This window comes from Pseudomonas sp. LBUM1668 (assembly GCF_059695715.1).
This window is the reverse complement of sequence record NZ_CP166787.1, coordinates 4430183-4454780: the sequence shown is the minus strand read 5'-3', so window position 1 is coordinate 4454780 and position 24598 is coordinate 4430183. Positions and strand designations below refer to the sequence as shown.

Here is a 24598-nt window from a genome sequence, read left to right as displayed (position 1 = left end):
TCAAGTTAGCCGTCTTAGCAGAGAACCAGGATGTTGATCTTCAATTGCACCGAAGCTGCCAGCAAGTTCTTTAGCCGCATCCATAAGGGCAAAAAGATTACGCCGGTGGACAACAAACCACCGTCGCCGGCCATCGAAGATGACGAGGCCAGCCGTTCTGTGGAGCAGTGGCTAGTCCATGCGGTCACTGTGCAACGTAAGCACGTAGTGTTTGTTATCCATGTGAAAACCCGTTACTGCATGGTCTTCGCCGATGCGAAAAAGGCGGACGCAGAAGGTTTTGTTGCCTGGTTTGCAGATCGCTGGCGTGAAGGGTTGATCCGCGATGCGATCAACCACGGTCTTATGGATTGGGTCGATGCCGGCATCATGCCGGAGCGTATGGATCAAGGCTGTCGCGAGTACAGGTTTTATCGACGCAGCCATCGCAGCGCACAAAAACACATTGATGAAATCGCCTGGTATTTCCAGGGCAGTGCAACTGAGTGGGGCTGTTTACCACAAGATGAACGTGCAGCCATTGGTTTCGATGCCGCGATGAATGACACGCCCAGACGCAGCAAAGGTCAGAAAGATATGTACTGGCCGAATGTTGAAATGGTCGCTCACTGGTTACGTGAATATTGCGCTGTTAATGAGTCGGGTATCGAAAGTGCCTTGGAGCGGCGTCTGGTGGCGTGGCGAGAGATCGAAGCTTTTCATTAAGCGCCAGGGTGAGGCCGAAATGTGCGGTTGCACTCGATTCTCTGGTTTAGCCTCGCCATAATCCGCCCCGACTTTCTGCGCGCCGGTGTGCAAACCTCAGGCGCAACCACCGACTCATTCAGGGATCGATCCATGCTCAAGGGACTGCTGCGCCTGGCGCCATACGCCGCTGCGCTGTTCACACTGATTTCCACCGCGCACGCCGAAGATAACCGGCTGGTATTCACCGGCACGTTGGGCAAAATGCCGATCGTGTTCGAAGTCGACACCAGTGACCCGGAGCAAGTCACCGGTCGCTACTTCTACGAGAAATTCCACCGCGATCTGGAACTCAACGGCACGTTGAAAAACGACGTTCTGGTGCTGACAGAGGGCAGCAATCGTATGGAGCCGGACAAGCCGTTACCGACCCTCAAACTGCAACAGATTGATGGCGGCTGGAAGGGCGAATGGCAAAACCCGAAAGGCAAAAAACTGCCCGTACTGGTCACCGATACGCCACTTCCCGAAGTGCCAGCGAATGCATTGCCTTACATCGCCAAGTTGCCCAAGAGCGAGCCTTACGAATACCTACGCCTTCAGGGCCTGAAACTCAAACCCGGTAAAAAACAGGACTTCATGGGCTACACCCTGCAATGGTGGGAAGAGCCTGATACCAAGATGTCCATGTTCAGCATCGAATCCGGTCTGCCCAAAGAAGATCTGCAACGGGTTAACCAGCAGTTGCTCGGGCGCTTGTGGGACGAGGCCATCAGTTACTACGGTTGCCAGTTGCGCGGTCGCGGCTATGCCGAATTCCTCCAGGACGTCACCCCGACATTCATATCGCCCAGTGTGATCAGCCTGAACATTTCCACCAGCTACGACTGCGGCGGCGCACATCCAGACTTCGGCGATTCCCCACTTAACATCGATGTGAAAACCGGGCATCCGTTGTCGCTCGAGGACGTGCTCTGGGTGGGCGAGGGGCAGCCAATCCTTCACGCCGATCGTTACAGAGGCGGTGACCAGCCATTGACTGAGGCCGAAGACGCGGCGCGCTCAAAGTATCAGCGCGAAGTATTCAAACCATGGCTGGTCAAACAACTCACCGCGCTGTACCCGGATGAAATGAAGAAACCGGCGGAGGGTGATGAAGACAGCTGCGACTTCACCAATGAAGACAACTGGAGCTATTCCAACTGGCACTTCACCGAAAAAGGTCTGTACCTGGGCGCGTACTTCGCCCGCGTAGAACGCGCCTGCGATTCACCCGACTGGTCGATCCTGCCGTACTCGCTAGTCAAACAACACCCCGGCGCCGTCAAACTGCAACTGCCTCAGGGTTAACCGTCACTCCAGACCCGGTGCTTCACGAATAATGAAGTGATCCAGGTTCTCGATATTGGCATTGAAGACCTCGAAAGGCTTTTCGGGGTTCTTCTTGCCCGGCACCTGCTTCAACTCCGGCGTCACGCCATAGAAGAAACAGAACAACGCCTTGTCGCTATCAGCAGCGTGCTTGATCTCTTCCAGAAACGCCTTGCGCTTGCGGTAGTTGTCGATCAGCTTCTTGTTCAGATAAACACTGATTGGATACGGCTTCTTCTTGCTGTCCTCGGGCTTCTTGAACCAGACCTTGTCCACGAAATCGATACGAAAACTGGCGCCACTGTGGAAATCCTCAATCTTCTTGATCCGCCCCCAATAAATCAGCCCCTTGTTGTCCGTCAGATACTCAATCTTCTTGAAGAACGAACTGTACGGCGCCGAATGCTCACCGACCTTCAACGGCATGCGCTTGAGCAATTCCTTGTCCGCGAAGTTCGAGACAAAACACTCCACCGGATGCGCAAATACACTGGTCTTGTCCGGCGCCGACTCACGATTTGCAGACTCTTTAGCACTGTCCGCCGCTACCCGAACCGGATCATCGCGCAACACATCCGCTTCTACCGCTGGCGCGGCAGCCTTACGCACATACTCACGGCGGGTCAGCAACAGCTCTGATGGGAAATGTTCCTCACGCCCGTCATCCACCTCGCCATCCGCTGTCTCAACGCCAGACGCTGAAGCTTTCAAACTCACATACGGACAACCCGCTACATGCTGGGTAGTCGGCAAATTCTTGAAGTGCGGCGTGCGCACGTAATTTACGTTCTTGGCGTTGAACGTGCCCAGCTCGTTGGAAGCCTCGAACGCCGAACGACAAGCATCGTTGGGGCACTGGAAATGTTCTTTGGCGGAATCGAACGCCACCGTCTCGTCGAAATTGAGATCGCGAACGTCATAGATCGACAACTTGTCGTCGAGGCTGAGGCAGTAGGCGAGATCGAATTTCATGGTGGGGCTCGGATCCTTGAGTGGGGGAGGGGTATTAATAGCGGGAGGCGGCGCGGGTTGCACTGATTGTTTTCAGGATGATGCGGAATCTGTAGGAGGCAGCCTGCTGGCGATTGGTGGGATCAACCTAATCTTGAATCCAGACACCCACCCAGCAGCAACACCTTGAATTGTGGTGAGGGGATTTATCCCCGATGGGCAGCGAAGCTGCCCCAAATCCAGCAAATGAGGTTAGCCAGACAAACTGCAATTATTCCTTTTCGAGTCTTCCAACGTTGTCATAAAGCCAAGCAGTGAATTCCGCTCTGTCGTCCGAATGGTGGCAACGTTGGTGACAGTTGGGACACAACGCCACAACATTCGTGTCAAGGTCCGATCCCTTTTGCGACAGGTGCTTGACGTGATGCACTTCTAAAAACGGTTTCCCATCCTTTTCAAATGGCGCCGCTTTGCCACAACCTTCGCACTTGCCATCGGCTTGCTGACGAACCCAGCCCCTCAATTCAGGATCGCGAAAGTAAACCTTTCTAGTGGAAGTCGTTTGGATAGGTGTTTTTATTCCTTTGGGGACGTAATCAAATTGCTTTCGCTCAAATTTAGCCGCGCGTTGCTCAAGCAATGCTTCGTCCGCCGTTGGATCGGAATCTTCAAGTGTCAGAACAGTGGAAGCATCAAGCGCCATACGAATGCTGCGCGCTACATTCGCGCCAACATTCTTGGCCGGTTTGTAGCCTTCAATGCGCGTTCTACCCATTTCGACCAGCACGGTAGATATGTTCTGCATCCGAAACTCAACAGAGCCCTTAGTCCGACCGGCTAATGGGCCTTCACGCAAAATGCGATTTTCCTCAGTCTTGACGAATTTCTGGCCGCTCTGCTCGCGTGCAAGCATCTTGAGATAGGCATCGACTGCCGCCTGAATCTCGACCTCACTCCAATCGCTGTTACTTTTATCCGTGTCCATACAATCGCCGAGGGTTGAAAACCCTCGGACGATACTGAGTGGCCATTACTGCTGTCTACGAAAATTCCTACAGAAAATAGAGATGGATCTCGCGAGGTCCTACAGAGTGATCTCTAACCCATCGAATGCTTCGACGACTGAAACGCGTGAGCGAGCCTTCGCCACCAAGACTTCGTCGCAATCGCTTTTCTTGGTTTCTGATCGCTCAACAGATAGGGCATATCCCGCAGCCGAATCCAACCTTCGTTCTGCCAATGCAGCAGACTCAACGACATCTCCGGCCAATCCAACAAACTCAACATCGGCCGATCTGAATTTCCCAAATGTTCCGCATCGCGCAAGGCCGGCACCACCTGATGAGTCAACCACTCACGCAACAACCGATTCCCTGGAACGTAGTGATACACCAATAGTGCGTACACACCGGACTCGCTGAGCATCAGTTGCTTTTCGGGTTGCCGGAAATACTCAATCCACAAAACGCGCCGCTGATCCTTGTCCAGTTTGTTGACCATACGCTCGCTCAGATGGACACCCATCAAACGGCCGATATCGCGGGCGCAGAACCATGGTTGGTTTTCAAGGAGGAGGGTGTGGAGAGAGAGGTTGTGGCGGGTGAAGAGTGTGGGGGTGTGAGAATCAGACATGGTAAGCCTCCAGAACTGGAAGCTTGCAGGTGGCGGTGCGGTTGAAGCAAATTACCTTCGTACCGAAGGAGACATTTTTAGGCATATCCTTTACCTCTGTGTGATGTCAGCTTTCTTAGGGCTGGGTGCCGGGAGCTAAGAAACCCCACACAGAGGGCCGGACATATTCCCCTTTCGGGTCTTGTATTCGCCCACTCCCGGCATAACAGAGTTTTTTGATGCGCACGGGGAAACCGTAGGCACAAAAAAGCCGCGACTGTCGGGTGCGGTGAGTCCGCTGTGTGAGGTGTTTCTTAGGCACCAGGTGTGGAGAATATTGTGTGGAAATGAAATGGTCAAGAGTACTATTACCCTTAAAATTATATAAATTTAAGGGAGGGATTTGTTAGTGTGAAAATAAGTTTAAAGTACTGTTGATATTTTTAAACATGTCTTTGGGAACCATTCGCCCGAAGTCGGTAGAGATCTCTCTGTTTTGTATCATGGCTTGTTGTTCTGCCTCATTCGATACTAGGTACTTAAGTAGGGCTTGAGTGTAGTCTTGGGTGTAGTCTGATCGGTGGCCGGTTTTGTTTCGGAATGGAAATAGCGAAGCCATTGTTGTTTGATAATCGATGCGGCTGAGTATTGTATCGATCAGATCTGGCCTTTCAGCTTTGCTGAAACAGCAAAGTGCAATCGCGGTTTGGTAATAATCGTAGTAGCGAGTACTGTTGGAAGTATTGTGGAAAATAGAAAAGTAGGAGACTGTCTTTTGGATGCCTCGATAGCTCGTTCTGTTAGTTATGAATAGATTTTTCAAAGTGTCAAGAGCTAGGCTGTTGGGTAACGCTTCATCTTCTTTGGTGATGCTTTTAATTAGATGATTGAAGTAGGTTTCCGTATGGCTGGCGTATTCAGTCTCTTGTCTGGGTAGTTCGATCCACAAATCGACAAATTTTTGGAGGTACGAGTGCGCATTTATATTCGTGCCATATCGTTTTTGGATCGAAGCGTGGAGTTGTGATTTGTTCGTGATAAGAATAAATTTTAGATTTTTTACGCTGAACAAGTGTTTGATTTGTTCGATGATCTCTAAGCAGAAGTCGGGCCGGCATCGATCTAGTTCATCAATAATGAATACTAATGGCTTTCCTTCTCCTAAATCAGCTATGTGGTTCTCTAGTACTGTTTTAAAAGTGTCTAAAGAGGCTTTGTCAGATTTCGCTTCGTCCAGTCTAGCTGCTAATGCCTTGTCAAAGCCGTCGGATATTTCCTCCCCTACTTTATCGGCAGTGCCTAGGTTGTCTAGTAGCGTTTCATCAAGTAAGCCTGCTGATAGAGTGCGAATTCCAATTTTAATTGCACCCCTTGTAATTGCTTTAGATGCTTTGATTAGGGAATCTTTGTACTCTGCTTTAGGTTTTGTCGATTCTCGCTCAAGAAGCTGTTGGATTTCGCTCGCGATTGCTAAGAAAGCATCTTTTTGGTAGTCGTTTTTAAATGCGTCAAAATATATTGTGTGAACGTTTTTCTCCTGGCTGAAATGGGCGGATAACATAAGTGCGAAAGTGCTCTTTCCTTCTCCCCACTGTCCGTCCAAGCCAAGCACTAAATCTTCCGTTGTACTTTCGAGTAGGCTGCATATCGCATCACCTAATGGCTTTCGTCCAAAAATATCAATATCTGATGTGAAGCCAGTGATCTTTTTTTTATCAATTTCCGGCATTTTTAAAAGCATTAGGTGACTCCTATTTAAATTTTGTGATTGCCCCTATATTGTAGAAGTGGTTTTGAAAAAAAACCCGCTTGCGCGGGTTTTTTCTAAATAGTGCGGGCTAGATCAATCCCAGCTCAACGCACCACCAGTCTGATACTCAATAACCCGAGTCTCAAAGAAATTCTTCTCTTTCTTCAAGTCCATAATCTCGCTCATCCAAGGGAACGGGTTAGTCGTCCCTGGGTACTCTTCTTTCAAACCAATCTGCGACAAACGACGGTTAGCGATGAACTTCAGGTAGTCCTCCATCATCGCCGCGTTCATGCCCAGTACGCCGCGAGGCATGGTGTCGCGGGCGTATTCGATCTCCAGCTGCGTACCCTGCAGGATCATCTGGGTCGCTTCTTCCTTCATTTCGGCATCCCACAGGTGTGGGTTTTCGATTTTGATCTGGTTGATCACGTCGATGCCGAAGTTCAGGTGCATGGATTCGTCGCGCAGGATGTACTGGAACTGCTCGGCGACGCCGGTCATTTTGTTGCGGCGGCCCATGGAGAGGATCTGGGTGAAGCCGCAGTAGAAGAAGATGCCTTCCAGAACGCAGTAGTAGGCGATCAGGTTGCGCAGCAGCTCTTTGTCGGTTTCGACGGTGCCGGTTTCGAACTTCGGATCGGAGATCGAGCGGGTGTATTTCAGGCCCCACGTGGCTTTTTTCGCGACCGATGGGATCTCGTGGTACATGTTGAAGATCTCGCCTTCATCCATGGCCAGCGATTCGATGCAGTACTGGTAGGCGTGGGTGTGGATCGCCTCTTCGAACGCTTGGCGCAGGATGTACTGGCGGCATTCCGGGTTGGTGATCAGGCGGTACACGGCCAGCACCAGGTTGTTGGCAACCAGGGAGTCGGCGGTGGAGAAGAAGCCGAGGTTGCGCATGACGATGCGGCGCTCGTCGTCGGTCAGGCCTTCCGGGTCTTTCCAGAGGGCGATGTCGGCGGTCATGTTGACTTCTTGCGGCATCCAGTGGTTTGCGCAACCGTCCAGATACTTCTGCCAGGCCCAGTCGTACTTGAATGGCACGAGTTGGTTGAGGTCGGCGCGGCAGTTGATCATGCGCTTTTCGTCAACGGCGACGCGGGCGGAGGCGCCTTCGAGTTCGGCGAGGCCTTCGGCGACGTCGAGGGAGTTCAGTGCAGCCTTGGCGCGGGCCACGGCAGCCGAGTCACTGGCCGTCACGGCGCGTGCTTCGAGGGCGGCGGCACCGCCGGCGCTGTCGAGGCGGTCCATGTTGGCTTCAGTGGCGTGGCCGGCGTTTGCGCCTTTTGCCACGGCTACTTCACTGTCTTCTTTGTCGAATTCGTCCCAGCTCAGCATGACGTGTCGTCTCCTGCGTGAGGGCCAGATGCCCGTGTGAAAACTGAAAGGTTGGTTTTTCACACGGCCGTACTGGCCGCATTGGATCTAAAGGAATCGTTTTTTGCAGCAGCTATACGCAGGCATCAAACAGAAATTTGTACGGGGTTCCGAGAGCCTCTGATGGGCGCAGGCAACGTTGGACGCTGCTGCGGGGCTTCAGACTGGCTGTTCTCCCTGTAAGGGGATATTGCAGGCCCGCTATAGGGCGGCATTATAGGGAAATTTTCACGCGCGTGGTGCGGCGAATCGGCTCACAGAACGGCCGAGAGGGGCGGTTTTTCGGTCAGAGCGAGGGTTTATGGGGCTTTGCCGGGCGAAGATTTTTTTTCGGAAATATCTCGCGAATGTCGATTTGGTCAAAAAACGAGCAAAAAAGCACGGTTTTTACTACATCTAGTGTTTTGCAAGCCTTTTGAGCACTCTCAGACACAACTGAGCCCGACCGAAGTCGGGCTGGAATTGACCCTCGATGTTGCGCTGAACGGTTCAATTCGGTGCAGTCTCAATCATCAATTGGTGCAGCCGTTGCCCATCACGCTGTAACGCAGGATATGACGCTGACCTTTGGAGTCGTCGTACTCCATTTTCGCCGGTACTACTTCGCAGACATTTGGAATCTCGCTCATCGATACAACGTTGGCGATGTCCAGGTGAGTCGAGTAAGTGTATTCCTCGATGACCGGTTGTTGCTGTGCGACATCAGTCGGGACCTCGTCTGCCATGGCGGTTGCGCACAGACTGCTGAGGGCCAGAACCAATAAAGCTTTCATTTCAAAGTTACCTTTTTGAGGTCGAGTGGGGTCACGCAACCTTTTTGGGGTTGCGTGTGGAGCTTGAGTAGTTGATGCATTACTTGGAGAACTGGATTAACGGCCTTCGTGGGGGCTGTAACGTTGTTAATCGCTTTGCCTTGTTGGCGAGGTGAATTTTAGGGAGGTAGGGCAGGGGTAAACAGAGGGGGTTTTGATAAACACTTTTGGCAGATTTGGTAACAATCGCTGAAAGCCACCGCGATTCCCCTGTAGGAGCTGCCGAAGGCTGCGATCTTTTGCCTTTCAGGAGCAAGATCAAAAGATCGCAGCCTTCGGCAGCTCCTACAGGGGGTGTGGTGGGGGGGGCGAGGGCTTGTTACTACCATCGTCGAATGGTTCTATGGCCCCCGCCCCGTTACAACAGGGTCATACAAAAACAACTATTACACCGAGGTAGGAAAGATGAGTGCGGCTTCTCTGTATCCCGTTCGTCCCGAGGTTCTGGCTAACACGCTGACTGACGAGGCGACCTACAAAGCCATGTACCAGCAGTCGGTCGTCAACCCTGACGGTTTCTGGCGCGAGCAAGCCAAGCGTCTCGACTGGATCAAACCTTTCACCACGGTGAAACAGACGTCGTTCGACGATCACCATGTCGACATCAAGTGGTTCGCCGACGGTACGCTGAACGTTTCCTACAACTGCCTCGACCGTCATCTGGCCGAGCGCGGCGATCAAATCGCGATCATTTGGGAAGGCGACGACCCGGCCGAGAGCCGCAACATCACCTACCGCGAACTGCACGAGCAAGTGTGCAAACTCGCCAACGCCCTGCGTGGCCAGGACGTACACCGCGGCGACGTGGTGACCATTTACATGCCGATGATTCCCGAAGCCGTGGTCGCCATGCTGGCCTGCACCCGGATCGGCGCGATTCACTCGGTGGTGTTCGGCGGTTTCTCGCCGGAAGCACTGGCCGGTCGCATCATCGACTGCAAATCGAAAGTGGTGATCACCGCCGACGAAGGCATCCGTGCCGGCAAGAAGATCCCGCTCAAGGCCAACGTCGACGACGCGCTGACCAATCCGGAAACCAGCAGCATCCAGAAAGTCATCGTGTGCAAGCGCACTGGTGGCGACATCAAGTGGAACCAGCATCGCGACATTTGGTACGAAGACCTGATGAAAGTGGCGGGCACCGTTTGCGCGCCGAAAGAGATGGGCGCTGAAGAAGCGCTGTTCATCCTTTATACCTCCGGCTCGACCGGCAAGCCGAAGGGCGTGCAGCACACCACTGGCGGTTACTTGCTGTACGCGGCGATGACCCACGAGCGCGTGTTCGACTATCGCCCGGGCGAAGTTTACTGGTGCACCGCCGACGTCGGCTGGGTTACCGGCCACAGCTACATCGTCTACGGTCCGCTGGCCAATGGCGCGACCACGTTGCTGTTCGAAGGCGTGCCGAACTATCCGGACATCACCCGGGTGGCGAAGATCGTCGACAAGCACAAGGTCAACATCCTCTACACCGCACCAACCGCGATCCGCGCGATGATGGCCTCGGGTCAGGCAGCCGTTGAAGGCGCTGATGGCAGCAGCCTGCGTCTGCTGGGTTCGGTGGGCGAGCCGATCAACCCGGAAGCTTGGGACTGGTACTACAAGAATGTCGGCAAGTCGCGTTGCCCGATCGTTGATACCTGGTGGCAGACCGAAACGGGCGGCAACATGATGAGCCCGTTGCCGGGTGCGCATGCGCTGAAGCCGGGTTCGGCAGCGCGTCCGTTCTTTGGTGTGGTGCCGGCGCTGGTCGACAACCTTGGCAACATTATCGAGGGCGAGGCCGAAGGCAATCTGGTAATTCTCGATTCGTGGCCGGGTCAGGCACGTACGCTGTATGGCGATCATGACCGCTTCGTCGACACCTACTTCAAGACGTTCCGCGGCATGTACTTCACCGGTGACGGCGCACGTCGTGATGCTGATGGTTACTACTGGATCACCGGGCGCGTGGATGACGTGCTCAACGTGTCTGGCCACCGCATGGGCACGGCTGAGATCGAAAGCGCAATGGTTGCTCACCCTAAAGTCGCTGAAGCAGCGGTGGTCGGTGTGCCTCACGACATCAAGGGGCAGGGCATTTATGTTTATGTCACGTTGAAGAATGGCGAGGAACCGACCGAGCAGTTGCGTCTGGAATTGAAAAACTGGGTGCGTAAAGAGATCGGGCCGATTGCTTCGCCGGACGTGATCCAGTGGGCGCCGGGTTTGCCGAAGACCCGTTCGGGCAAGATCATGCGCCGGATTCTGCGCAAGATTGCTACCGCTGAATATGACGGGTTGGGCGATATTTCGACCCTGGCTGATCCGGGAGTGGTGCAGCATTTGATTGATACGCACAAGACCATGAATGTTGCTTAAGTAGCAGGTCTGAAAAGCAGAAAGCCCTGTCCGGTTTTGCCGGGCGGGGCTTTTTTGTGGAGGCAAGATCAAAAGATCGCAGCCTTCGGCAGCTCCTACAGGTTCAGCGTTCATCCGCGAAATGGGCGGCAACGCGATCAATGTAGGAGCTGCCGAAGGCTGCGATCTTTTGATTCTGAATCACCCAGCCAATAATTATCGATCTCCCCCGTAAGACTTTTCCCACTGTTACCGGGTCAGATCCACGTAACCGAATGTGTAACCGCTTGCGCCAAACCGGGGCAAAGGGAAACGCATCGCCCCGTTTTAGAGCCCTAAAGCACCCGGTGAAAAATAAGACATAACGCTGCGCTTGCCGGATTAGAAGGGTTTGCGAATAATAGGCCCGCAATTTGCAGCATAGATCGGTTCACAATCGTTCGCTCTTGCATGAAATTGCAGGGCTGTCAATGTGCTCAAGCGGGTTTCTCTGTGCATCTGTAATTAGTTGTCGCATTGAAGAAATATCGGCTTCGGGCCTGTCGTTAGAATGCCGATCACCCGCTCATCGTGGCTAACGTTGAAACCTGCGACGGTTTCAATGGGAAATTTCCCACCGATGCAGCAACCGATTTCCCGTTTCACCCATTCGCATATTGGGCTGTCGCTCACTCTGCCGTTTTTGCCCTTTACCGATGGAGTCCCAAGATGAAGAAACTTGTGCTGCTTGGCGCCCTGGCACTGTCCGTGCTGTCGCTGAATTCCTTCGCAGATGAAAAACCTCTGAAAATCGGTATCGAAGCGGCTTACCCTCCGTTCGCGTCGAAGTCGCCGGACGGCAGCATCGTCGGTTTCGACTACGACATCGGCAACGCCCTGTGCGAAGAAATGAAGGTCAAGTGCGTATGGGTCGAGCAAGAGTTCGACGGTCTGATCCCGGCACTGAAAGTGCGCAAGATCGACGCGATTCTGTCGTCCATGTCGATCACTGAAGATCGCAAGAAGTCCGTGGACTTCACCAACAAGTACTACAACACCCCGGCTCGTCTGGTCATGAAGGCCGGTACTCAGGTCAGCGAAGGTCTGGCTGAGCTCAAGGGCAAGAACATCGGCGTGCAACGTGGTTCGATCCACGAGCGCTTCGCCCGCGAAGTCCTGGCCCCGCTGGGTGCCGAGATCAAGCCGTACGGTTCGCAGAACGAGATCTACCTCGACGTGGCCGCCGGTCGCCTCGACGGCACCGTGGCTGACGCAACCCTGCTGGATGACGGCTTCCTGAAAACCGACGCTGGCAAAGGTTTCGCCTTCGTTGGCCCGGCCTTCACCGACGTCAAATACTTCGGCGACGGCGTAGGCATCGCAGTGCGCAAGGGCGATGCCCTGAAAGACAAGATCAACACCGCTATCACGGCCATCCGTGACAACGGCAAATACAAAGCAATCCAGGACAAGTACTTCGCCTTCGATATCTACGGCAAGTAAGACGTCTCTGCGACAAGTCCGAAATGGCGCAAGCAACAGGATCTCTGAGGTTTGCGCCATTTTTTCATCCCAACTTTCGAGGACCTGAATCATGTTGAAAGGCTACGGGGCTGTCATCCTCGATGGCGCATGGCTGACGCTTCAGCTCGCCTTGTCTTCCATGGCCCTGGCCATCGTTCTCGGGCTGATCGGTGTCGCGTTGCGCCTGTCGCCGGTGCGCTGGCTGGCCTGGCTGGGCGATCTGTATTCCACGGTGATCCGCGGCATTCCCGACCTGGTGCTGATCCTGCTGATCTTCTACGGTGGTCAGGACTTGCTCAACCGCGTCGCGCCGATGCTGGGCTATGACGATTACATCGATTTGAATCCGCTGGCCGCCGGTATCGGCACCCTCGGTTTCATCTTCGGTGCGTACCTGTCGGAAACTTTCCGTGGTGCGTTCATGGCCATTCCCAAAGGCCAGGCCGAAGCGGGCATGGCGTACGGCATGAGCAGTTTTCAGGTGTTTTTCCGGGTGATGGTGCCGCAGATGATTCGTCTGGCGATTCCGGGCTTCACCAACAACTGGCTGGTACTGACCAAGGCCACCGCGCTGATTTCCGTGGTCGGTCTGCAAGACATGATGTTCAAGGCCAAGCAGGCGGCGGATGCCACCCGCGAGCCTTTCACCTTCTTCCTTGCAGTGGCGGCGATGTACCTGGTCATCACCAGCGTGTCGTTGCTGATACTGCGTCAACTTGAGAAGCGCTACTCGGTAGGCGTAAGGGCGGCTGATCTATGATCTTCGACTACAACGTCATCTGGGAGGCTCTGCCGCTGTACTTCGGCGGCCTGGTGACCACCCTCAAATTACTCGCGTTTTCGCTGTTTTTCGGTTTGCTGGCGGCGTTGCCACTGGGCCTGATGCGCGTCTCGAAGAACCCGGTCGTCAACGGCGCCGCGTGGCTCTACACCTACGTGATTCGCGGCACGCCGATGCTGGTGCAGCTGTTTTTGATCTACTACGGTCTGGCGCAGTTCGAGGCCGTACGTGAAAGCTTCCTCTGGCCGTGGCTGTCCAGCGCAACGTTCTGTGCGTGTCTGGCATTCGCGGTCAACACCAGCGCCTACACCGCTGAAATCATCGCCGGCAGCCTCAAGGCAACGCCGAACGGTGAGATCGAAGCGGCCAAGGCCATGGGCATGTCGCGCTTCAAACTGTACAAACGCATCCTGTTGCCGTCGGCTCTGCGCCGGGCGTTGCCGCAGTACAGCAACGAAGTGATCATGATGCTGCAGACCACCAGTCTGGCGTCCATCGTGACCCTGATCGACATTACCGGTGCGGCGCGTACCGTCAACGCGCAGTTCTATCTGCCGTTCGAGGCGTACATCACCGCTGGCGTGTTCTACCTGTGCCTGACCTTCATTCTGGTGAAGCTGTTCAAGCTGGCCGAGCGCCGCTGGCTGAGCTACCTGGCCCCGCGGAAGCACTGATATGGAACGCATCGATCACGTATTACCGTGGAGCCATCTGGGCAGCGAGCGCAAGATTTCGGTGTTCCGCTTCGGCAAAGGCGAGCGCAAGGCCTACATTCAGGCCAGCCTGCACGCTGACGAATTGCCCGGCATGCGCACCGCGTGGGAGCTGAAAAAGCGCCTCGGCGAACTCGAAGCCAAGGGCTTTCTCAACGGCGTGATCGAACTGGTGCCGGTGGCCAATCCACTGGGTCTCGGGCAATTGCTGCAAGGCAATCACCAGGGCCGTTTCGAGGCGGGCAGTGGCAAGAACTTCAACCGTGATTTCGTTGAGTTGAGCGCGCCGGTTGCGGCAGCTTTGGCCGACAGCCTTGGTGATGATCCACACGCCAACGTTCGCCTGATCCGTCAGGCGATGGCTGATCATCTGGCGGCGTTGCCTGCGGCGAGCAGCCAGTTGCAAGGCATGCAACGCGTCTTGCTCAGCCATGCCTGCACCGCTGATGTGGTGCTCGACTTGCACTGCGACGCCGAAGCCGCGCTGCACATGTATGCGCTGCCGCAGCACTGGCCGCAGTGGCGTTCGCTGGCCGCGCACTTGAATGTGAAGGTTGGCTTGCTGGCGGAAGATTCCGGCGGCAGCTCCTTCGACGAAGCGTGTTCGCTGCCGTGGTTGCGTCTGTCGCGGCAGTTCCCCGATGCGCAGATTCCATTGGCGTGCCTGGCGACGACGATTGAGCTGGGCGGGCAGGCCGACACCGGCCGAGCCGAGGCCGAGGGGTATGCTGAAGGCATTCTGGCGTTCCTCGCCGAGCAAGGTTTGATTACCGGCGAGTGGCCGAATGCGGCGCACGAAGCGTGCGAAGGCATGCCGTTTGAAGGCACACAATTGCTGTTCGCGCCCCACCCGGGCGTAGTGAGTTTTCTGCGTAAACCCGGCGAGTGGGTTGAAGCCGGTGACGAGATTTTTGAAGTGATCGACCCTGTGTCCGATCGGGTCAGCACGGTATGTGCTGGTACGTCCGGGGTGCTGTTTGCCATTGAACGGCTGCGCTATGCCCAACCCGGTTTCTGGCTGGCCAAGGTGGCGGGGCGCGAAGCGCTGCGTCACGGGCGCTTGCTCAACGACTGACTGACTGTTTTTGTGAGAACCGACCGCATGTACAAACTTGAAGTCCAAGACCTGCATAAACGCTATGGCAGTCACGAAGTGCTCAAGGGTGTTTCCCTGAAAGCGGCAGCCGGCGATGTGATCAGCATCATCGGCTCCAGTGGCTCCGGCAAAAGTACTTTCCTGCGCTGCATCAACCTGCTCGAGCAGCCGCACGCGGGCAAAATTCTGCTCAACAACGAAGAGCTGAAACTGGTCGCCAACAAGGACGGCGCGCTCAAAGCCGCTGATCCGAAACAGCTGCAACGCATGCGTTCACGCCTGTCGATGGTGTTCCAGCATTTCAACCTGTGGTCGCACATGACCGCGCTGGAAAACATCATGGAAGCGCCAGTGCATGTGCTCGGCGTCTCCAAGGCCGAAGCCCGCGAGAAAGCCGAGCACTACCTGAACAAGGTTGGCGTGGCGCATCGCAAAGACGCGTTCCCGGGACACATGTCCGGTGGCGAGCAGCAGCGTGTGGCGATTGCCCGTGCGCTGGCGATGGAGCCGGAAGTGATGCTGTTCGACGAACCGACCTCGGCGCTCGACCCGGAACTGGTCGGCGACGTGTTGAAGGTAATGCAGGCGCTGGCTCAGGAAGGCCGCACCATGGTGGTGGTCACCCACGAAATGGGCTTCGCCCGTGAAGTGTCGAACCAGTTGGTGTTTCTGCACAAAGGTGTTGTCGAGGAGAGCGGTAACCCGCGCGAAGTGCTGGTCAATCCGCAATCGGAACGTCTGCAGCAATTCTTGTCGGGTAGCCTCAAGTAATCGCTGCTGTTATGCACCATATTAGGTCATGCTTCGCGACCTAGAGACCGAGGCAAATCCCTTGTAGGAGTGAGCCTGCTCGCGATCGCGGTGGTTCAAACAGCAATCATGTTGACTGTTACACCGCCATCGCGAGCAGGCTCACTCCTACATTTGATCTGCGCAGTTTCAGGATTTACGTTCATTTACGGGCTAGCATTGGCCCATGCCTTCATCACCGTTGTTCGTTTCGGATCGCCCACCCATGACTGCCCATCGAATTGGTTTCCTGATTTGGCCCAGCACTAAAGCGTTGACGCTGGCGCTGGCGGAGGAGGCCTTGCGTGTTGCCCAGCGTGTGCATCCGGACGTGGTCTACGAACTGTCGTTCTTGCAGGCCGAGCCGCCGAGCGACGGCGCCTGGCAATTACCCGGCGAACCCTGGGCCGGCAAGCTGGAAAACTTCCAGAAACTGTTTCTGGTCGCCGACGAGCCGCCGACGACCCTGGCCCCGGCACTCAGCAGTGCGCTCAAGCAACTGGTGCGTGCCGGTTGCGTGATTGGTGGTTTGTCCGCCGGTGTGTATCCGTTGGCGCAAATGGGTTTGCTCGACGGTTACCGCGCCGCGGTTCACTGGCGTTGGCAGGACGATTTCGCCGAGCGCTTTCCGAAGGTCATCGCTACCAGCCATCTGTTCGATTGGGATCGTGATCGCCTGACCGCGTGCGGCGGCATGTCCGTGCTCGATCTGCTGCTGGCATTGCTGGCCCGTGATCACGGTGCAGAGTTGGCCGGTGCCGTTTCGGAAGAACTGGTGGTCGAGCGCATCCGCGAGGGCGGCGAGCGTCAGCGCATTCCGTTGCAGAATCGCCTCGGCTCCAGTCATCCAAAGCTCACGCAAGCCGTGTTGCTGATGGAAGCCAACATTGAAGAACCGCTGACCACCGACGAGATCGCCCAGCATGTGTGCGTGTCCCGTCGGCAACTCGAGCGGATCTTCAAGCAATACCTCAACCGCGTGCCGAGCCAGTACTACCTGGAACTGCGCCTGAACAAGGCCCGGCAAATGTTGATGCAGACCAGCAAGTCGATCATCCAGATCGGCCTGTCGTGTGGCTTCTCTTCGGGGCCGCACTTTTCCAGCGCCTACCGCAACTTCTTCGGTGCCACGCCGCGGGAAGATCGCAACCAGCGGCGCAGCAGCAGCCCGTTTGAATTGTCGTCGGTGCCGTCAGAGCGCGGCTAACCGTCCTCAGCCTCAATCATGCCGAGGGCTGCGAGGAGTCGATCGACATCGTCGACCCATCCGTTTCCGCGGAGGCGGATGACGATCCGGATGGCGGCGGAGCACGCTCTGCCAGTGCGACACTTCTTCTGAGTCGATAACTTTCCACGCGTTGCGCACTTTGCGCAGATAGCGGGTTGCCGCTGAAATCGAACTCGGTGGTGCTGGCGTCCCAGAAGTTTTCGGGTATCTCGACAATGGCATTGTTGGAGAAGTTGACGTACTCCAGCCGCTGCACGGGGAGTGTTGGTGGCAACTCGCTGATGCCCGTGTTGCTCAGATCCAGCCAGTACAACTTCTCCAGCCTGCCAACATCGGGAGTGAGGCCAAGCGGGTTGTTTCTTAGAATCAGCGCGTTGAGATTGCTTTTCGTGGCCAGCGCCTCGACGCTGGCCGGGGTCAGTGTGATATTGCAGTCCCGAAGGCTCAGTGCTGTCAGTTTTTCCATGGACAGTACGGCGGCTGGAATGTCGTTGAGTTGATAACCTTGAATTGCCAGTTTTTCCGCGTCAGGGAAGAGATTCAGGAACTGGCCGATGCGCGACGGCACCCCAGAGCCGTTCGCCATGATGATGGTGCGTACATGCGCAAAGTCTGCCGTCGGTGTGGGCAGATCACTCGTCAAAGGCACCTCTAACGTGAAGTCAAATTCGTCCTGCCCCTGCTCCGCGATACGGCGCCAGCAGTTTTCCAGGTTTTGCTTGAGAGACTGTCGGTTGACTTGTTCCTGTCGCAGGGCGTCCCCCGTCAGTGGACTGTGGCTGGACGGATCCAGCGGTGTCTCGTTGACCCAGGACTCAAGCTCTTGAGTCAGGGTGGCGAGTTCAGTGTTGCGACGCATCAGTTCGATACGGCCATCGGCCAGCGTGCCGGGCAGGCTGTAGACGAGCCCGCTGATTTGGCCGTCGGTCAACCTTGGGTAAAGCGCAAGGGCCAGTTCCCTGTCCATGGCTTCGACCGGCACGTTGAATGCGTAGCCATTGGTTTGGTAGCAGGTTTTGATCCGCTCCCGCGTAGCCGCAGAGACCGGGTTGTCATGCAAGTCGATACTCCAGCCGACGTCTTCGGGGAAGTTGAACAGTTCATCGGGCAGTTCGCTGATGTTGTTCTCATTGAGCAATGCTTCCTCCAGATTGGGCAGGCTGGTGAGTCCCGGTGGTATTCGGTCGATCAAGGTTTTGGAGAGATCCAGGAACATCATTTCCGTCAGCGCCGAGACGTCTGGCACATCGACCAATGGATTGTTGTGCAGAACCAAAGTCCTGAGTCGCGACAGTGAAGACAGCGCAGCCTGCCCATCGGCATCGAAAGTGATGCCGCAGTTGCGCAGCTTTAGCGATACGAGCGTGGGCATACGCCTTAAGGCCTGAGGTATTCGCCCCAAGGCAAAGTTATGCAGCTTCAATCTGTTCAGTCCACTGAAGCTGCGCAGAAATCCATCGGACATCTTGAGCGAGGGATTGCCCAGCAGTTTCAGTTGGGTGATGTGACTGAAATCAGCCGTCAAGCTCGGCAGGTCGCCGACAAAGTCGAGTCGCGTTTCCAATAGGCCTGGCGGCAGGTCGGTCGGGTCGACAAATCGGCTGCGCCATAGGCGTTTCAGTTTTGTGCCCAGATCCTTTCTGAGTGCCCGTTGTAGATCTCTTGCCTGAGTACTGTACAAACTCCCGGTGGACGGATTGCGCCTCGGTACGTTCCCGGTCCACAAGCGCAGGTCTCGCTTCAGGGTTGCCAGTTCCGCTTCCCAGTGCAGCAACTGCGCGCGGCCAGCCTCGAGAGTGCCGGGCAGTGAGTAGATCATGTGGACGGCACCTTCGGTGCTCAGCGCCCGAAACATTTCCTGGGCTTTGGCGATGTCTGCCGCCTCGGGCAGCACGTTGAAATGGTTGGCGTCGCGGTAGTTGTCCTTGATTCGCTGGCGACTGGCCGCCGACAACGGATTGCGTGAGAGATCGGTGCCCTTGCCAATATCAAAGTAAGCCTCAAGGAAAGTATCAGGCACATCGACAATCTGGTTGCCATCAAGCTTGAGGGTGCGCAGATTGGGATGATCAGCGACGCCGCTTGGCACGCTGGAAATCCCGGTGTCGGATAAGCGAACGTCGTTGAGATACGGCAGCGTTTCCAGATCGGGCGCCGTGCCCAGCGAGTTGAAGCGCAGGTCAAGCAGTTGAAGTTCGCCAAAGGATTCAAGCACGCTCTGACTGCCGGCTGTCATTGCCACGCTGCAGTTGTTCAAAGTCAACTCTTTGAGTTCCGGCAATCGTGAGAGGCTGTCAGGCACGCGACCCAGTGCGAAATCGCGCATCTTCAAAATTTGCGCATGAGGAAACAGGTCAAGGAATCCGCCGAGGTCTTTGATGGTCGCGTTGCCGGTTAAATCAAGCGTAAGCACGTGACTGAAGTCGGCCGTCAGATTTGGCATGTCGCCTGAGAAACCCAGATTCGCTTCGAAGATATCGTTGCGCATGCCGGTGTCCGATCGGCTTTCCCATAATCGCAGCACCTGCTCGCGAAATTCCGATCGTGCCCGGTAGTCATCGTAGAGCTCGAGGGGTGTGCGCTGTACGCCCGTCACCGGGTGAGTCGCCGAGCTCTGGGTGGTCCACGCAGAGAGCTCCGACCTCAAGGTCTCGCGCTCTGCTCTCCAGTGCCGTAACTGATTTCGGCCCTGCGCCAAGGTACCGGGCAGGCCGTAAATCATATCGCTCGCGCCTTGCTCATCGAGTGCTGGAAACAGTTGCCTGGCCAGTTCTATGTCGAATGGATCCGCCGGTACTTCAAAGTCGTGACTGGTCTCGCGGACGTAGGTTTTTATCCGGTTGCGCGATTCGATGGACAGTGGGTTTGCGGCGAAGTCGAACCCGCGAGTACGGCCCTGTGGTAACTCGAACATCGCCTCTGGCAGCTCAGTGATCAAGTTGTCGCGCAGCGTCGCCTTGTGCAGTTCTGGAAGGTCGAGAAATCCTGGCGGCACCTGGCTGATGTAGGTCGAGGACAAATCCAGAGTCTTGAGAGTGGGCAGCAGTTTCAGATCGAACAGGTAACCTATGGGATTGCCGCTCAAATCGAGCACCTCGATCTGGTTCATGGTGAGCAGTGCCGCCTCATTCTCAGGCGTCAGTACGAGGTCGCAATTTTTCAGCTCCAGCGTGGTGAGGCCTGACAGGTCGAGGCTGGGCAGGTCATTCGGTTCCAGATCGAAGGAGCGCAGTTCAAGAACGCTCAGATTGGGGAACCGCTGCAGGAATGGTGAGATCGCCGTGATGTTTTTGTTGCCGTTGAGCGTTAGGCGGGTGACATGACCGAAATCCGCGCTGAGCACCGGCATGTCCCCCATGAACTCAAGGTTTGCTACCAGATGATTGTTTCTGGCGTTGAAATTGCCAGGCAACCGGCTGCGCCAGAAGCTTTCCATTTTTTCGGCAAACTCCTCCCGCGCCAGCAGTTCGCTTACCTGCTCGTTGAAACTCAACGTGCGGTCGCTGCCGGGAGAGCGATCGGGAATCCGGTTTTTCCATTGCGCGAGCTCGCCGCGCAGCACTGTGACTTCGGCTTGCCATTCGCTCAGTCGGGTTCGCCCCTCAGCCAGGGAGCCTGGTAACTCATAGAGCAGATGGTTGGCTTGATCTTCGGTCAGAGCGGGAAAGAGCTCCGTCATGCGCTGGAGGTCAGCTTGCTCGATCATCACCCCGAAGTTTTGCCGTGTCCGGTTGTAGACGGTCTTCACTGCCTCCCGGCTTACGGCCGAGAGCGGGTTGCCGGCAAAGCTGAATTCCCCGGTGACCGGGTCGGATGACGACAGCAGTTCCAGGGGTATTTCCGTGATCTGGTTGCCGTCAAATTTACCGGCAAAAAGACTCGGATGGCTGACAAGACCGGACGGCGCTGCGCTGATGTCGGTGTTGTCGAGGTTAAGGAAGTGCAATGAAGGCAAATCCTGAATGTCCGGCGCCATGCCCAATGGGTTGCCTTGCAGGTCGAGCACCGCAAGGTGTGACATGGCGGGGAAGCGGGGGGCGTCTGCACCAGAGAGGCTTATGCCGCAATTGCGCAACGTCAGATGTTGTAGCTGTGGCATGGCACTCAAGGATTGTGGCAGTTGGGGCATGTTCAGATCATGCAAGTCCAGGGAGCGCAGGGAGGGGAAATTCTGCAAAAATCGGTCAACGCCGAGAGTGCCTGGGCTGCCTTGGAGGGAAAGCAGGGTGACATGGCTGAAGTCGGCATCCAGTGTGGGCAGTTCGCCGATCAGCGGTTCTGTAATCTGCAACATGTAGCCGCCGGCGCTTCCTTCCCGGCGCCAGCAACGCTCGACGGCTTTTTTGAACAGGGCGCGGTTCTGCAGCAGGGCCCGCTGCTGGATGTATGTCAGCGGTGGATCGGTAGCCGGAATCTCATTCAACAATGCGTCTCTCCAGAGTCGCAAGCCATCCCTGAGTTGATTGAATTGCGCTCGCAAACGCGCCAGTTCGTTGCTCAGGCCTGCCGGTTCATGCTGGAACCGGGCTGCGAATGCCCGCGCTTCTTCGGCGGTAAAGGCCGGATATATTGCCCGCACCCTTGCCACATCAGCCGCGATGCCAGTCGGCTCATAAGACGGATAATCCCCTAAAACGCCCATGGCTCCACGCTGACCGTCACGCCCCAAAAGGCGCAACGTGTCCAGGGGCGGTTCCGGGATCGGCTCCGGGAAAATCGCCAGACGCAGCTCGCTTCGTTCCATCGGTCGCTCGCGGATTGTCGCTTTGAGCCTGTCGCCCTGGCCAATCTGAATGTTCAGGTTTTGCCGCTCGCTGTCGGGCAGGGCGTACAGAATGCTCGAATAAAAATCAGTGGCCGAGTGCAGCTCCTGACCTTGATCGTCGAAAGGCTGGTACGTCCCGTCGGTTTGCCGCACCAGAACCTTCTGAAAGGACGCATCCCCGTTTCCTGTGCTGTCGAGCAATCGTCCTTTGTAATGCCCGTCACGAATCTCCAGCCGCACGTCGCCACTCCAGCCGGGAACTCGTTTGAGACTGTGCAGCGCCAAGGTGTCAGCATCCGGATTGTTCACCGAGTCCAGTTCCAGCCCTTCAAAGGCGCGGGTGACACGCAGCTCTTGATTGGCCAGTTGCATGAGCGCCTGTTGGCGCGGGGGCAACTGCCCCTCGCTGATTTGCACAAGCTCGTCTCCGGTCGCGGTGTCGAGCAGTTCGCGGGTGACGCTGGCGGGTAAGCCTGAGTCATGATGTGCGAGCAGGTTAGCCAGCGGATCGTCATTGCGCTGAAGGGCGTCGTAGCGGGATTCGAAAATTGAAGTTCGCTGCTGTGTGGCGATCTGTGCCAGCTGTTTTCTCAGCTTCTGGCTGCGAACATCCAGCGCCAGTGTCGGGCTGGCGAACGACTCACCGAGCAAATCCTTGACTTGCTGTTCGTCGAGGACGGAGAGCAGGGTCTTGAGCAGGTCGCCGTCCTTGAGGCTGTCTTGGCGAATGGTTGTCAGCGGCAGGCTCTCATCACTGGACGACTGCCAGACGAGTTCGCCTTCGGGGTCGAGCAGGCGTAAGCGCTGGCCCTTCGGCCAACGTCCATGTTCGGTCAACAGTTGCAGCTGCAGAACACGATCAGCGCGCAAATACGCCTCGGGCAATTCGCTGTGTAAATCATCGGAAAAGCGTTGCAGGTCCTGATCAATCTTGAAGCGCTGGATGCTGTCCGACAGCAGCGGGGGGATCGTTTCCTGATCGACGTGCATGGTGCGCAGGACTTCTTCGTCGAGGCCGCTGACCTGCAGGATCGTTTCACGCTGCGCCGCAGAAAATGATTCGACCGAGTGGCCGATCCGCCGCAGGGCTGTCGGCCTGTCCCACTCCTGCGGCTGTTCGATTTCGCTGTGCCAGGCACCTTCGCCGTTATGGCGCACCCTGGGTTGATAGGCTTCAGGCCGGGTAGGATGGGCAATCCGGTATTCACCGGCATCGGCTGTTTCGCTGACTGCAAAATGCGCGTCATCAAGGGGCAGCAGGTGACGGCCCTCGTGTGCGTGCAAGCCCAGTTCATTCGGTGCGGAATTTGCGGCGGGCGAGGCTGTGTGCTCGTACCGGGTCAGGTCCGGTTCCCAGTATTTGGTCTTGCCGCTGGGCATTTCGACAGGCTTGAAGCGGTCGATGAATTCGACGATTTCCTTGGGCAGGATGTTGCGAAACTCGGCTGCGCCAATCGCCCCGCCGATGGCAAATGTGCCCAGCTGAATCAGTGATTCGAGTGTGCCCATCAGGTAGGTGAACGCTTCGGTGGTTCGCCCTTGCGCCCAGGCAAGGATGCCCTCGAACACTTCGTCGAGCATTTGATACGCCATGTAGGCCATCATCAGCTCGCCTAGGCCGGGTACAAACGGCGCGACGATGAACGCGACGGTCTGCAGGATCGTCGAGACAATATTGACGACCGAATCCCAGAACGCCCAGCGTGCTTTCTGGTCGACCAAGGCGGTCGGCACGGCCATGGCCGCGGCATCATTGAGGATCTTGTTCAGCTTGCTCTGGTAGAGGTGTTGCCACAGTGGTGCGTTGATCGGCGTAACGGACAGTTGCAGTTTGGGCCGTTCGCGTGGGGAATCTCGCCATGGTGGTTCACTGCTGCCGGCCACCGGTGCGTGCCACTTTACCTCGCTCAGTCGACTGTTAAGCGTGGCGAAAAAAATACCGTGCTGCTCAAGGTTGACGAACCGGCTGAAGAATTTTTGATAATCACGGGAACGCAGTTGACGGGTGAGCTCGATGAGCATCTCTATGGTCGAGGCATACTCCTTGATCGGGTGCTCGGTGTCATCCGGCACATAGGCGACCAGTCGTGCCGACGTCCGTGATTCCAGCAGGTCGGGAGCAAAAACGACAATGCCGGTCAGGGGCATTTCCAGCATCGTCATGTCGTAGCATTTCAGTCCTTGCCGATCAGGTTGTGTGCCCGGCGTTTCTTCGAGCAGGCCGCCGATCTCGAGGAAGTAGTCCTCGCTGATGTCACCGCTCATTCGCGCCCATTGCAGGGCAGCTTTCATCGCGGCTTTCTGGCTCTGGTCGATTTTCAGTCGCAGCACTGCGGCGCCGACGGGATTGGTGTTACCGAAACTCTCGCGCAGATAGGTCTGGTATTTGGCGCCTATATCCAGCTCCCGGCACAGCTTGGTAAACGCCGCGATGCTCAGCTTGGCGTTAAGCGACGGCAAGGTATCGAACTGTCCTCTGGCATCGGGTTGGGTGATGAAGGTCGACTCGGGGTCATAGGCGGTGTCTTCGGTTTCCGCTTCCTCGAAGTTGTGCAACGCCGCCTCAAGTAACGAGACCGTCCAGGCGCGGGCACCAGTCTTGATCGCAAACCATGGGGTTTTCGCGGGAATGTAAAGCCGCACGAAGGTTGTCCTGAGGTTCAGCTCCAGGTCGAATTTCTCTTTCAGCGCTGCCCCCAGCAACGGTTCGGCGAAGGCGCTGGCATCCTGCAGCTGCTCCAGGCGTTTCTCGACATCGTTTTGCGCGGTCCAGTGCGCAGCGTTCAAGGTCATGAGAGCCCGATGCTTGTCGTCCGTGGCC

The 24598-nt window shown here is 56.2% G+C and carries 16 protein-coding genes; 9 read left to right on the top strand and 7 right to left on the bottom strand.

The genetic code is table 11. The features are described 5' to 3' along the window. The first annotated feature begins 30 nt into the window (after positions 1–30). Both ACA061_RS20080 and ACA061_RS20075 read left to right on the top strand, forming a co-directional pair. Entirely contained in the window at positions 31–705 is a 675-nt protein-coding gene (locus ACA061_RS20080) for a DUF6933 domain-containing protein (RefSeq protein WP_497299907.1), read from the top strand. A gap of 132 nt (positions 706–837) precedes the next feature. Next, on the top strand, positions 838–2034 hold the full coding sequence (locus ACA061_RS20075; protein ID WP_497299906.1) for a hypothetical protein: 1197 nt from the start codon (positions 838–840) through the stop codon (positions 2032–2034). A gap of 3 nt (positions 2035–2037) precedes the next feature. Here the strand turns inward: ACA061_RS20075 and ACA061_RS20070 are convergent, their stop codons facing one another. From ACA061_RS20070 to ACA061_RS20045, 6 genes are all read right to left on the bottom strand, one after another. Beyond that, on the bottom strand, positions 2038–3027 hold the full coding sequence (locus tag ACA061_RS20070) for a hypothetical protein (protein WP_497299905.1): 990 nt from the start codon (positions 3025–3027) through the stop codon (positions 2038–2040). Between the two features lie 250 nt (positions 3028–3277). Beyond that, positions 3278–3991, bottom strand: a complete 714-nt coding sequence (locus ACA061_RS20065; RefSeq protein WP_497299904.1) for an HNH endonuclease — start codon at positions 3989–3991, stop codon at positions 3278–3280. A gap of 113 nt (positions 3992–4104) precedes the next feature. Next, positions 4105–4638 carry a BRO-N domain-containing protein gene (locus ACA061_RS20060; protein WP_497299903.1) on the bottom strand — a complete coding sequence of 178 codons (534 nt, stop codon included), beginning with the start codon at positions 4636–4638 and terminating at the stop codon, positions 4105–4107. A gap of 385 nt (positions 4639–5023) precedes the next feature. Continuing rightward, entirely contained in the window at positions 5024–6358 is a 1335-nt protein-coding gene (locus tag ACA061_RS20055) for a KAP family P-loop NTPase fold protein (protein ID WP_497299901.1), read from the bottom strand. A gap of 102 nt (positions 6359–6460) precedes the next feature. Further along, positions 6461–7711 (bottom strand): ribonucleotide-diphosphate reductase subunit beta, encoded by a 1251-nt coding sequence (locus tag ACA061_RS20050; RefSeq protein WP_150604290.1) that lies wholly within the window; start codon positions 7709–7711, stop codon positions 6461–6463. A 551-nt stretch (positions 7712–8262) separates the two neighbouring features. Next, a complete protein-coding gene (locus ACA061_RS20045) occupies positions 8263–8523 on the bottom strand; it encodes a DUF2790 domain-containing protein (protein ID WP_008084846.1) in 261 nt (86 codons plus the stop codon). Between the two features lie 444 nt (positions 8524–8967). Between ACA061_RS20045 and acs the strand changes: the two genes are divergently transcribed. From acs to argR, 7 genes are all read left to right on the top strand, one after another. Continuing rightward, complete coding sequence (acs, locus tag ACA061_RS20040) at positions 8968–10923, top strand: acetate--CoA ligase (RefSeq protein ID WP_150604288.1); 1956 nt, start codon at positions 8968–8970, stop codon at positions 10921–10923. Positions 10924–11610: 687 nt separating this feature from the next. Beyond that, a complete protein-coding gene (locus tag ACA061_RS20035; protein ID WP_497299900.1) occupies positions 11611–12384 on the top strand; it encodes an ABC transporter substrate-binding protein in 774 nt (257 codons plus the stop codon). A 91-nt stretch (positions 12385–12475) separates the two neighbouring features. Continuing rightward, positions 12476–13165 carry an ABC transporter permease gene (locus tag ACA061_RS20030; protein ID WP_007912702.1) on the top strand — a complete coding sequence of 230 codons (690 nt, stop codon included), beginning with the start codon at positions 12476–12478 and terminating at the stop codon, positions 13163–13165. Continuing rightward, entirely contained in the window at positions 13162–13860 is a 699-nt protein-coding gene (locus ACA061_RS20025; RefSeq protein WP_042560548.1) for an ABC transporter permease, read from the top strand. Before ACA061_RS20030 ends, ACA061_RS20025 begins: the two co-directional genes overlap by 4 nt. Position 13861: 1 nt before the next feature. Continuing rightward, positions 13862–14974 carry a M14 family metallopeptidase gene (locus ACA061_RS20020; RefSeq protein ID WP_497299899.1) on the top strand — a complete coding sequence of 371 codons (1113 nt, stop codon included), beginning with the start codon at positions 13862–13864 and terminating at the stop codon, positions 14972–14974. A gap of 27 nt (positions 14975–15001) precedes the next feature. Next, positions 15002–15766: an ABC transporter ATP-binding protein gene (locus ACA061_RS20015; RefSeq protein WP_003227281.1), complete on the top strand. Its 765-nt coding sequence runs from the start codon at positions 15002–15004 to the stop codon at positions 15764–15766. 244 nt (positions 15767–16010) lie between these two features. Then, positions 16011–16991 (top strand): transcriptional regulator ArgR, encoded by a 981-nt coding sequence (argR, locus tag ACA061_RS20010; RefSeq protein ID WP_042560546.1) that lies wholly within the window; start codon positions 16011–16013, stop codon positions 16989–16991. A 16-nt stretch (positions 16992–17007) separates the two neighbouring features. Here the strand turns inward: argR and ACA061_RS20005 are convergent, their stop codons facing one another. Further along, positions 17008–24570: a dermonecrotic toxin domain-containing protein gene (locus ACA061_RS20005; RefSeq protein ID WP_497301971.1), complete on the bottom strand. Its 7563-nt coding sequence runs from the start codon at positions 24568–24570 to the stop codon at positions 17008–17010. Between the last annotated feature and the right edge of the window lie 28 nt (positions 24571–24598).